This is a genomic window from Saccharothrix sp. ST-888, from assembly GCF_000955975.1.
Taxonomy (GTDB): Bacteria; Actinomycetota; Actinomycetes; order Streptomycetales; family Streptomycetaceae; genus Kitasatospora.
The window spans coordinates 1-11108 of sequence record NZ_JYJF01000151.1; the positions used below are offsets into that span (position 1 = coordinate 1).

15 protein-coding genes and 1 pseudogene are annotated in these 11108 nt (G+C 69.8%); 13 read left to right on the top strand and 3 right to left on the bottom strand.

All coding sequences use genetic code 11. From position 1 onward, the window contains the following. From UK12_RS30105 to UK12_RS45215, 3 genes and pseudogenes are all read right to left on the bottom strand, one after another. Positions 1 to 1259 (bottom strand): hypothetical protein (locus UK12_RS30105; RefSeq protein ID WP_045306368.1); only part of this gene is annotated, 1259 nt, incomplete at its 3' end. A 381-nt stretch (positions 1260 to 1640) separates the two neighbouring features. Then, entirely contained in the window at positions 1641 to 1907 is a 267-nt protein-coding gene (locus tag UK12_RS43715) for a hypothetical protein (protein ID WP_231591448.1), read from the bottom strand. Between the two features lie 39 nt (positions 1908 to 1946). After that, positions 1947 to 2135: pseudogene (locus UK12_RS45215) on the bottom strand (helix-turn-helix transcriptional regulator); the annotation flags it as partial. Positions 2136 to 2329: 194 nt separating this feature from the next. Here UK12_RS45215 and UK12_RS45220 point away from each other — a divergent pair. The 13 genes from UK12_RS45220 to UK12_RS30175 form a co-directional block, all read left to right on the top strand. Continuing rightward, positions 2330 to 2536, top strand: coding sequence for a helix-turn-helix domain-containing protein (locus UK12_RS45220; RefSeq protein WP_197085284.1), 207 nt, complete (start codon positions 2330 to 2332; stop codon positions 2534 to 2536). Beyond that, the gene (locus UK12_RS30120; protein WP_045306369.1) at positions 2533 to 2847 is read left to right on the top strand and encodes a helix-turn-helix domain-containing protein; all 315 of its coding nucleotides are present in this window, start codon (positions 2533 to 2535) and stop codon (positions 2845 to 2847) included. The genes UK12_RS45220 and UK12_RS30120 overlap by 4 nt, the downstream gene beginning before the upstream one ends. Positions 2848 to 2943: 96 nt before the next feature. Next, positions 2944 to 3426, top strand: coding sequence for a hypothetical protein (locus UK12_RS30125; RefSeq protein WP_045306370.1), 483 nt, complete (start codon positions 2944 to 2946; stop codon positions 3424 to 3426). Beyond that, positions 3423 to 3623: a hypothetical protein gene (locus tag UK12_RS30130; protein WP_045306371.1), complete on the top strand. Its 201-nt coding sequence runs from the start codon at positions 3423 to 3425 to the stop codon at positions 3621 to 3623. Before UK12_RS30125 ends, UK12_RS30130 begins: the two co-directional genes overlap by 4 nt. Further along, positions 3620 to 4849, top strand: coding sequence for an AAA family ATPase (locus UK12_RS30135; RefSeq protein WP_052682294.1), 1230 nt, complete (start codon positions 3620 to 3622; stop codon positions 4847 to 4849). The genes UK12_RS30130 and UK12_RS30135 overlap by 4 nt, the downstream gene beginning before the upstream one ends. Positions 4850 to 4924: 75 nt before the next feature. Continuing rightward, on the top strand, positions 4925 to 6412 hold the full coding sequence (locus tag UK12_RS30140; protein WP_045306372.1) for a UvrD-helicase domain-containing protein: 1488 nt from the start codon (positions 4925 to 4927) through the stop codon (positions 6410 to 6412). Between the two features lie 198 nt (positions 6413 to 6610). Continuing rightward, complete coding sequence (locus UK12_RS41760; protein WP_197085285.1) at positions 6611 to 7420, top strand: hypothetical protein; 810 nt, start codon at positions 6611 to 6613, stop codon at positions 7418 to 7420. Then, a complete protein-coding gene (locus UK12_RS30150; RefSeq protein WP_045306373.1) occupies positions 7420 to 8736 on the top strand; it encodes an AAA family ATPase in 1317 nt (438 codons plus the stop codon). The genes UK12_RS41760 and UK12_RS30150 overlap by 1 nt, the downstream gene beginning before the upstream one ends. Positions 8737 to 8788: 52 nt before the next feature. Beyond that, complete coding sequence (gene ssb / locus UK12_RS30155; RefSeq protein ID WP_045306374.1) at positions 8789 to 9247, top strand: single-stranded DNA-binding protein; 459 nt, start codon at positions 8789 to 8791, stop codon at positions 9245 to 9247. A 112-nt stretch (positions 9248 to 9359) separates the two neighbouring features. After that, on the top strand, positions 9360 to 9548 hold the full coding sequence (locus tag UK12_RS30160) for a hypothetical protein (protein ID WP_045306375.1): 189 nt from the start codon (positions 9360 to 9362) through the stop codon (positions 9546 to 9548). Continuing rightward, positions 9545 to 9799, top strand: coding sequence for a hypothetical protein (locus tag UK12_RS30165; RefSeq protein WP_045306376.1), 255 nt, complete (start codon positions 9545 to 9547; stop codon positions 9797 to 9799). The genes UK12_RS30160 and UK12_RS30165 overlap by 4 nt, the downstream gene beginning before the upstream one ends. Positions 9800 to 9840: 41 nt before the next feature. Beyond that, positions 9841 to 10362 (top strand): WhiB family transcriptional regulator, encoded by a 522-nt coding sequence (locus UK12_RS30170; protein WP_045306377.1) that lies wholly within the window; start codon positions 9841 to 9843, stop codon positions 10360 to 10362. A gap of 115 nt (positions 10363 to 10477) precedes the next feature. Then, on the top strand, positions 10478 to 11108 hold a 631-nt coding region (locus tag UK12_RS30175; protein ID WP_045306378.1), incomplete at its 3' end, for a hypothetical protein.

The window sequence follows — 11108 nt, forward strand, 5'->3', positions numbered from 1 at the left end:
AGGCCGTCGAGGCGGCGCTTCCGCATCACTGGCGTCACGTGTTCGTACGTGCCCTCGATGTCCTTCACGACCCACCCCATGGTCTGGAACCGAAGCGCCCGATCCACCTCGTCTTCCTTCATCCACGTGCTGTGGGTATGGCGGGCGCCGCGCATCGTGAAGTGGGGCAGGATCGGTTCCCATCCGGGAAGAGCGCGGTGACCGCGGCGCGCCTCTCGGGCTGGCCTGCCGTCAGCTGCTGGACGGAGCTGCTGTCTGGCGAAGTTCGACCGCCTCCAGTGCTGGCCGCCAGGGGTGGAGAACGGGTGCTCGTGCGGCCAGGTCTCCAGGTGCTGCTCAATCAGTGCGACCAGGAATGACGGCACGTCGACCTCGCGGGCCGACGACTCGTTCTTCGGCTCGCCGAGGAAGAGTTCGGTCCGGGTCTCGGGCTCCTTCTTCCGCCGTACCGGCCGCCCGGCCCGGATCGCCTTCGCGATCCGCTCATCCTCCTGCCGGCGCCACTCCTCCAACTCCTCCTCGGTCAGCTGAACCTGCACCTCGTGCAGGGCCCCTACCTCCGGGTCGATCCGGAGAACGCGCCGAAACCACGGCTTGCCGTTCAGCTTCTCGCGGCGAACCAGCAGGCAGTTGTCGCGGTGGAGTCCGACCAGCTCGCCCCATCGCAGGCCGGTGTACACGTCGACGTCGAGCATCAGCCGCGCCACGCCTTCCAGGCGCTGACTGATCGCATACGCCTCGTCAGGCTCCGCGTAGACCTCGTCATCGGACGTGGTGCGCTTGACGATGGCCGCGCTGCTCTTCTTCTTGATCCGGCGCTGGAACAGGGGATTGGCGAGCAGGTAGCGGCCGTCCACGGCGGCTGTGAGGATCATGCTCAGCAGCGTCATGACGTGGCCCTTGGTGGAGTCGGCGCACTGCAGTTCCTTGGCCCACGCCTTTGCCGTGAGCAGGTCGATATCGCAGAGCGGCGTGTACTGCCACCTGGGCAGGATGTGGGCCTTCAGGAGCTGGCGCCGCTTGGCGACCGTGTTGAGTGCGACATCCTGGGAGTCCATGAAGATCGGCACGAACTCACCCAGGGGTGTCCGCGCCTTGCGAGGGTCGTACGTCGGGTGGCGGCGCAGCCAGACCTCTTGTTCCTCCCCCCACTCCTTCGCAGCCCGCTTGGTGGCGAATCCGGGTTCGGAACCGTAGCTGCCGTCCGGCAGCTTGTAGCGTGCACGCCAACCCTTGCCGTGCTTCTCTGCGTACGCCAACAGAACCCCCCCTGTGGGTCGAGACGTGTGGATGGGTCGCGGCGCTCCTGGGGCGCAACGCGACGTAGAGCCCGGGTGACCAGGGCTATGCGGCAGCAGCCGACGGGCCAGCGCTGAGCAGCGTCTGGCGTACGACCTCGGCAGCCGCGAGAGCGTCAGGAGTGTCCCTGACCCAGATTGTGTACGGGCCGTCAGCCGGACCGTCTACCCACCACAGGACATGGTGAGGGAGTGCTTCGACGGGGACGAGCCGAACCCGCGCGTCGTGCATGGTGCATGCCCTTCAGTACCTGGTGTCGGTGCCCCCTCTCCAGGTACTGACATCACATCACAGAGCGATGTTATCTGTAAGCAGGTTGCGAAAATCGATTGAATGTTCGATTACGCGTCGCCGCGCTGCAGGTGCAGGCGCTTCCACTCCTCCAGCGCGGCCTGGATCTCTGCCTCGCTCGCGTCCTCGGGGACGAGCGGGATCATCACGACGCTGAGTCGCCCGGCGGCCGGCAGGTCGAGTACGGCGCCGTCCAGCACCTGCCCCGCGGCCAGCTCGCGGCGGATCCGCAGTGAAAGGCCGGCCAGGGCATCGGCGCCTTGTGCCGCAGGCGCCTCGGTCGGCGCACCGCCGGGGATCGGCTCTCCGCCGGCCAAGAGGGAGTCAACGCTCCCTGATGCCCACCCGAGCGCGGTGGCGACTCGGTCGGCGGACATTGGTCGGCGCGACCGGGTTTTCCCGGCCTCCAAGTGCTGCACCGTGGCCAGCGACACCTGCGCCTGCTCTGCGAGCTGCTGCTGCGTCCACCCGAGGGACGCTCGCGCCTCACGAATCGCGGTTGCGAGGCGTGCCCAATCCATGCTCATGCGCACATCATGCCTCATCGATAGGCAACGCGGTGACGGGATCGGGCCGATTTTGACGGGCTGAGTTAGTGGCCAGTGTTGCCTGAGTTGACCCCCGTGGCCTGTCGAGTAGGCATCGTTAGCGACCCGGTAGGCATTGAAGCCGACCGAATGGGCTCCAATGCCTATTGAACCCCTTGCAACACCTACTTAATAGGTCTACTGTCTCTCTCGTGACACCGAACGGGTACGCAATCACGGCCCTACGGAGAGCGCGGGGGTACTCCATTCGCGGATTCGCCGGCATGGCCGGAACGCATCCGAGCACCGTCCTGCGGATCGAGCGCGAGCAGCGAGGCGCGAGTCCCCGGGTCCTGCAGAGCCTCGCGGACGCCCTCGGCGTACCCATCCAGGCCATCACGAGGGAGAGACAGGAATGACCACACCAACGATCGCGGCACCGGCCGGGATCGACCCGGCACTGCTGGCACAGATCGTGGCGGCCACCGTTGCCGCTCTCGGCGTGCAGCCCGCCGCGGACTCGCCGCTCCGGCTGTACACGCCGGAGGAGACCGCCGGCCTGATCGGCATGACTCCGCACTGGGTGGAGGAGCGGGTGCGCGCCGGAACGATCCCGCACAAGCGGCTCGGACGCTTCGTCCGCTTCAGCGCTGCACAGATTGCGCAGATCGGCGACGAGATCGACCCGGTGACCCGCCGGGCTCGGCCGAAGGCCCGCCGCGCCGCCTGACACACCCACAGACCTTGGGCGGGCCGCCCGGGGGGCAACCCGGAACGGCCCAGCAGCCCACCGATCAACACCCTCACGAAGAAGGAGGCAGGCCGCATGATGCAGCCTACCCGCACCGCTCAGACCCTTGCGTTCCCCGAACGCCCCGCGCACGACTACCGCCGACCGGCCGTCATGGCCGCGCTCGCCCTGACCGAGCACCTGGTGGCCGCGCAGGTCCCGGTGCCCGCGAGTATCACCATCACGACCCCGCTCCGGCCCGGCCAGGAGGCCACCGTTGAAGCGATGGTCTCCCACGACTTGCTCGCGGTGTGCGCGTGGCAGGACGCGTTCGGCGGTGAGCTCACCCACGAGCTGTACGGCGATGACAAGGTCTACAGCCAGGTGTCCGGCCGCGCGTACGACGCGCCGTTCCGCATCTGGACGCTGCGGCGCATCACCCCGGCCCAGCAGCACGCCGAACAGCAGATGCTCGCGCACTGGATCGAGGACAACGGCCCCGAGCACACGTGGGCGGACGACACCCGGGCGACCTACAAGGCGACGCGTCTGCGGTACCGGCTGGAGGTCGCGCGATGACCACCGAGCTGATCCCCACCCTCCTGGTCTTCGCGATCATCACCGTCCTCTGCCTGGCCGCTGCGTGCGGTGAGGACTACATCGCCGAGCGCCGCCGACTGCGCGCCCTGTGCCCGTGCGGTCGTTGTGGCCGCCCCGCCGGCCAGCACTGGCCGCCCCGCACCACCAACCACACCACCGAGGGGGACCCCCGATGACCGCGTTCACGTTCGCTCCGGCCACCCGCGAGCAGGCCAAGGCTCGCATCGGACTGCAGGGCCCCGCCGGATCCGGCAAGACCATGACCGCGCTGCGAATCGCCGAGCGCCTCGCCGACGGCGGCCCCACCGGAGTGGTGGACACCGAGCGCGGATCCGCGCTCACCTACGCCCCCGTCTCCGGACGGCCGGACCTCGGCGGCATCGACTTCCTGCACCTGCCGCTCGACAACTACGACCCGCGCAACCTGATCGAGGCGGTCCGGGCCGCAGCCGCAGCCAGCATCCCCGTCCTGATCGTGGACTCCTGGTCGCACTTCTGGAACGGCAAGGGCGGCCTGCTCTCCATCGTCGAGGAGGCCGGACGCAAGCCGGGCGCGGGCGGCTCGTTCGGCGGCTGGAGGGAAGGAAACCCGATCGAGCAGGACATGCTCGAGTCCCTGCTGAACTTCCCCGGCCATGTGATCGTCACGATGCGAACCAAGGGTGACTACACCATCGAGGGTAAGAAGGTCACCAAGGTCGGCGTCAAGGCCGTGCAGCGCGAAGGCGCAGAGTACGAGCTCGGTCTGATCATCGACATGGTCGAGGGCACCGGAACCGTCACCAAGACCCGGTACCAGCCCCTCGAGAACCTGACGATCCACCATCCTGGTCCCGAGCTGGCGGAGATCATCCTCGAGCAACTCGGCCAGGGCATCGACCCGGTCCAGTCCATCCTGGACGACCTGCTGCAGCTCGGACTCACCTATCAGAAGGCGCTCGAACTGCACGCACTGGCCAAGCGCCGCAACGTGCTCGGGTCGCCGATCCTGCACCCGACGTCCGGCGCTCCGAGCACGTTGGGTGCGGTGATCAGCGAGTACGGGCAGGCCGCCAAGCCCGCGCCGGTCGCCGACCTCCCGGCTCCCGCACCCGACGAGCCCCCTGCCCCGGCCCCGGCCGCTCCGCAGAGCGAGCGGCCCGGCCCGGCAACTGCCCAGCAGCTGCGGAAGATGGGCGCCACGTTCGGCGAGCTCGGCATCCGCGACCGCGCCGACCGCCTGCGGGCCACCTCCCTCATCGTCGGCCGCCCGGTGCCCACCGCAAACGACCTCGACATCCGCGAGGCGAGCGCCCTGATCGACGCCCTGGTCCGGTACACCGCCGACACCATCGGCCAGCACCTGGACGACCTCGAGGACGCCACCGTCAAGGCCCTCGAGAAAACCCAGCACGCCGCCTGACCCACCCGAACCGCGGGGCCGCGCAGCCCTCCCCTCTGCGCGGCCCCGCCCACCCCTCGAGAGGAGGTAACCCCTGTGGTCAACCCCACCCCGGAGCAGGTCGCGGCGATCGAGACGTACGGCGACGGACTCGACCTTGTCCTGCAGGCCGGCGCCGGTTGCGGCAAGTCCAGCACGCTCAAAATGATCGGCCGCTCAGACTCCCGCCGTCGGATGCTGTACATCGCCTACAACAAGTCCATCGCCACCGACGCGGCACGCTCCTTCCCTGGCAACGTTGCCTGTTCTACCGCGCACAGCCTCGCGTTCCGCGCAATCGGCAACCAGTACGCCCACCGGCTCATCGGCCCCCGGCAGACCGCCCACACCGCCGCACAGATCCTCGACGTCCCCGGCCTGCTCAACCTCGGTGCGACGCCGGTCATCGTCAACGATCTCGGCGACAAGGTCGCGATGCCGTCCCGGAAGATCATGCGGTACGCGCTCGAGACCATCACCCGCTGGTGCTACGGCGCCGACCTCGAGATCGCGTCCCGGCACATCCCCCGGCATGCCGGGCTGAGCCTGCCCGACTCGATCGCCCAACTCGCCCAGCTGGTCCTGCCCGTGGCTCGCGCCGCGTGGTCCGACTTGCTCCGCCCGCAAGGCGCCCTGAAGTTCCAGCACGACCACTACCTGAAGATGTGGCAGCTCGGCCGCCCGCGCCTGGACGCGGACGTCGTGCTCCTCGATGAGGCCCAGGACACCAACGACGTCGTGTCCAGCGTGCTCCTCACCCAGGAGCACGCCCAGCGGATCGCCGTCGGCGACTCCGCCCAGCAGATCTACGAGTGGCGCGGCGCCAACGACGCGCTCGCCCAGTTCGAACGCGAGCTCAGCGCCGAGTCCCTCGCCCTGTCGCAGTCGTTCCGGTTCGGCCCCGCGATCGCGGAGGAGGCGAACCGCTGGCTGTTCATCGTCGGCGCCCCGCTCCGCCTCACCGGCCACGACCCGATCCCCTCTGCCCTCGGCCCAGTCTCGGCCCCGCGGGCCATGCTCTGCCGCACCAACGCGGGGGCGATGACCGTGGTCATGGACTACCTGGAGGCCGGGCACCGCGTCGCCCTTGTCGGGGGCGGCGGGGACATGCAGCGACTCGCCCGCGCTGCCGCCGACCTCCAGGCCGGCCGCGACACCGATCACCCGGAACCCGCCGCGTTCGCGTCGTGGGAGCAGGTCCGGCAGTACGCCGGCGAGGAGGCCGACGGCGCTGATCTCCGGGTTCTGGTCAAGCTGATCGATGACCACGGGCCGCAGGCCATCATCGCCGCCACCGAGCGCCTCACCCCCGAGGGCCAAGCCGACATCACGGTGTCAACCGCCCACCGCTCCAAGGGCCGTGAGTGGGACACCGTCCGGATCCACACGGACTTCCGTGCCCCGTCGGCCGACCCAGTCACGAAGCTGGTCACCGTGCGCCGAGAGGAGGCCCGCCTCGCGTACGTTGCGGTCACCCGGGCCCGGCTCGCCCTGGACGCCAGTGCCTTGGAGTGGGTGCGGGACGTCAAGGCGGTGAGCGCATGAGCGCCCTGCAGAGCCTGCTCCGCTTGCGGATTGTGCGCGTTGACTGGCCGTGGCCCGCCCTCGAGATCGTCCGTCCGGACGGCACCGGGTGGCTTCTCTGCCGCCTTCCCCGCTGACCGCTGGTGCCCGCCGGATGCCACCGGCTGGCGGGCACCAGCCACAACCCCAGTACAGCCCTTGAACGAAGGACAGCCGCCCGTGGGAATCCGCCTGATCGTCGAGGTCATGAACCATGCCCCCTCGACGCTGACGCACCGCGAGGCATGGGTCCTCGCCGTGCTGGCGGAGGACGCCAACGACACCACCCGCGCGTGCTGGCCCGGCATCGAGGACGACCCCCGAACGGTCCACCGGATGCGCCTACCCGGCCGATCCAGCCGCTACGAGGTGCTGAAGGCACTTCGGATGAAGGGCGCCCTCGAGGTGGTCGAGAGCGGCCGACGCGGACACCGAGCGGTCTACCGGATACCCCTCCTCAGCGGTGCGGGGGAGAACGAACAGGGTCCGGGAAACCCGGACGCAACTCACGAGTTGGGTCCGGAAAACCCGGACGCTACCGCCCCCACAGGGTCCGGAAAACCCGGACCCAATCCGAGCCGAAAGGGTCCGGGAAACCCGGACGCAACTCGCGAGTTGGGTCCGGATTTCACCCCCATAGCGTCCGGAAAACCCGGACCCCTACCCCTCAACCCCCTCAGTAGTAGATCTACAAACACCTCCGCCGCCTTCGACGCCTTCTGGGCCGCCTACCCCCGCCGAGTCGGCAAGGGCACCGCGAAGACCGCATGGGCGAAAGCCATCAAGCGCGGAGCAGACCCCGCGCACCTCACCGAGGCCGCACAGAAGCACGCCGCGTTCTGGCGCACCGCCGGCACCGACCCCAAGTTCATCCCGCACCCCACCACCTGGCTCAACGGCGAGCGCTACGACGACGAACTCACCACGCCACAGCCACCCGCACCACACCAGTCACAGCAGCAGTCCTACCAAGACCGAGGGATCTTCTGATGACGGACCACGACGACCCGTTCGGCCCCGCAGAGCCGAATGACCTCCCCACCGAGCAGGCATACCTCGGCTCGGCCATCACCGCATCCGACAGCCGCCGACTCCTCCGAGAGACCAACCTCAACACCGCCGACTACTACCGGCCCGCCCACGCGCTCATCCACCAGGCGATCGCCGAACTCGCCGACACCACCGACCCAATCGACCCGCTCACCGTCACCGCCACCCTGCAAGCCCGTGGCGACCTCGCCCGCATTGGCGGCCCCACCTACATCCACACCTGCATCAAGGCCGCCGAGCACGGCGCCAGCGCGTTCTGGTGCGCAGACCGCATACGCGACCTCGCCCTTCGCCGAGCACTCATCCGCACCGGCCGTGAGATCACCGCCATGGGCTGGGCACCCGACGCCGACAACGACGCATCCGAACTCGCCGAACTCGCCGTCACCAAGACCCGCGACGTCCGCGACGCCGGCCGCGCCGCTGCGGACACTCCCGCCCTCGACATGCACGACTTCCTCGCCGTCAACGACGAGGGCCACGACTGGGTCCTGCCCGGCCTGATCGAACACACCGACCGCGTCATCTGGACCGCAGGCGAAGGCGGCGGCAAGAGCGTTCTGCAGCGGCAGATCGCCGTCACCGCAGCCGCCGGCGTCATGCCCTTCGGCCACGAGCACAACACCCTCGGCGCGCAAAAGGTCCTGGTCCTCGACTGCGAGAACTCCGGCCGCCAGTCCCGCCGTCACTACCGCGCCCTCATGAACATCGCCGAACGCCAGCGCACCCCCGTCCGGCGCGGCCAGCTCCACATCGACATCCGGCCCGAGGGCGTCGACCTCACGCGCGCTGACGGCCGGGCCTGGCTGATGCGCCGCGTCGAGACCGTCATGCCCGACCTGCTGATAATCGGACCCATCTACCGCCTACACGCAGGTGACCCCAACAGCGAGGAGCACGCCCGCAAGGTCACCGTCGTGTTGGACGAAGCCCGTGCCACCGCCAACTGTGCGCTCTCCCTCGAGGCCCACGCCGCGAAGGCCACCGGCTTCGGCCCCCGTGGACTCGCCCCGGTCGGATCCAGTCTCTGGCTCCGCTGGCCCGAGTTCGGCATGGGCCTCCGCCCCGTCGAAGACGAGCGCACCGCCCAGGACGACCGAGGCCGGCGCGTTCTCCCCTGGCGCGGCGCCCGCGACGAACGCGCCTGGCCGAACTTCATCTGCCAGGGCGCCGAGGGCGGATGGCCCTGGCGCTCCTACACCCCCATCGACACCCACCCCTTCAGCGGCCACTCACCCACCGGAGCCCTCTCGTGAAACCCACCATCGGCCCCCGACTCGTCCGCACCTTCACCAAGGAGAACTGACCATGCCCCTGCCCACCCTCACCGGCATCGCCCGCCTCATCGACGACCCCGAACTTCGCTTCACCCAGGCGGGCAACGGCGTCGCGAAGATCCGCCTCGCCTTCAACAGCCGCAAGAAGGACGCCGCCGGCAACTGGATCGACGGAGACACCCTGTGGATCGACGGCACCGTCTGGCAGCACCTCGCCGAGAACTGCGCCGAGTCCCTCACCAAAGGCATGGAGGTCCTCGTCACCGGCGAAGTCCGCACCGAAACCTGGGAGAAGGACGGCCAGAAGCACAGCAAGCCCGCCCTGCTGATCCGCTCCATCGGCCCCAACCTCGCCTACGCCACCGCCCGAGTCCAGAAGACCCAGCGCGACGGCAACAGCACCCCCAACAGCCGCCAGCAGCCCCAGACCCAGCACGGGCAGCAGACGCCCGCCAATGACCCCTGGGCCACCGAGCAGCCCCCGTTCTAGCCGGACCCCGCCGAGGGGCCACACCAGTCCCTCGGCGGCCCGCAACCGGTCCCGCCGATCCCCGCGCCCGGGGACCACACCAGAACCCGCCACACAGCCCGCTGGAGTACCTGTGTCTGACCAACCCGCCCCCGCCTCGGCCGACGCCGTCGACCAGCTGACCGACCTCATCGAGCAGGTCATCGAGCACTACACCCGAGACCTGGACGACCTGAACGACCTCGACGTGTGCGACCTCGCCGAGAACATCGCGCTGCAGGTCGTGCGGCGGCTGCACGGGGACAGCGAGGGGCAGTCGTGACCGACTCTGACACCCAGCTTGACCGCCTGGTTGACCGTGCCGCCCGAGGCGTTCTCGGACCCGCCGAGGGGCCCGCGCTCCGCCTTGCCGTCCAGGGACTCCGCGAAGAGCTGGCCCAGGCCCAGGCCCGCATCACCGCCGTCCGCGCGTTCGCCACCCAGGCGGAGCCCGCCAGCCCCTGCAGGTGGCACGACCACCTCTGCCCGTTCGACGTGATCACCGAGCTTGACGCCCTGTCACCCCGCAACTGACGCCCGTCACTCACCCGCCCTGCCCCACCGAGGAGGCCGCCGTGCTCACCCTGCCCGACTTCATACCCCCCACCACGGCCGGCCTCCTCCCCTGTGTCGGCCAAGCCACCCTGTTCGACACCCCCGACACCCTCGACCAGGCCCAAGCCATCTGCCACACCTGCCCCGCCCGAACGGCCTGCGACACCTGGGCCACCGAGCAGCAGGAATGGGGCACCTGGGCCGGCCGCACCGACGACCAGCGCGGCACTCCCCACACCGAACTCCCCGACACCCCAACCCTCCCCGCCGAACCGGGACCGGACTGCGGCACCGAGGCCCAACGCCGCCGCCACATCGCCTACCAGGAGACCTGCGAGGTCTGCGACGTCGCCCGCGCCGAACGCGTCCGAGCCCGCCGCATCCGCGACCTCGACGCCCAACACGCCCTACCGGCGGCCGGGTCTCGCTGGGGCTACCGACTGCACGCCCTGCTCGGCATCCCGTCCTGCCCGCCGTGCCGGGCCGCGCACAGCCAGGAGGTCACGCAGGTGAAGCGGCGAACTTCAGTCCTGGCAGCCTGAGTTGGGAGTACATGGCGACTGTTCGCCGGTAAGCTGATCACACACAACAGAACGGGCCCAGGCGTGGGGATCGCAGCCCCAGCCCAGGCCCTGACCACAGGAGAGTGCTCCTCCGATGGCTACCAGCCACCCTATCGGCGTCCGCGCGCCCTGGTACGCGCGCACCGCCACCACCGCCGGCCGCCCCGTCGTCCTCGCCGTCACCCTGCTGATGTGCGCCCCCGGTGAGTACCACCTCGCCCGCCTCGCCGGATGGGCAACGCCGTTCGCGTTCGGCATGCCGTTCGCCATGAGCGCCTACGCCGGCATCGCCGCGGTCGTCGCCTCCCACCGGTCCAAGGGATCGCGGGCCCGCTTCTCGGCCATCGCCGGAGCCGTCACCGCCATCATCCTGACGCTGGCCGCCCAGGTCGTCAGCCACCTGATCACCACCGGCCACATGGCCGCCGATCAGGCATGGCTCGTCGGGGTCGTAAGCGCCGTTCCTCCTGCCGTCGTCGGGCACCTTCTCCACCTCGCAGCCAGCCCCGGCGTCGCCGCGCCGACCGGTCCCGGCCGGCCTCGCGCGCGCCGACTCGCCGCCCGCCGGACCCGGCAGGCTGACGCCACGCCGACGGCCGTCACCGCGGCCGTGATCCCGCCCCGGCCAACACAGCTGCCCACACTCCCGCCCGTGGTCTACACCGACCCGCGCTGTGCCGTGATTCGCCCGCTCTACAACTCCGGCTACCGGCCCGGCACCCAGA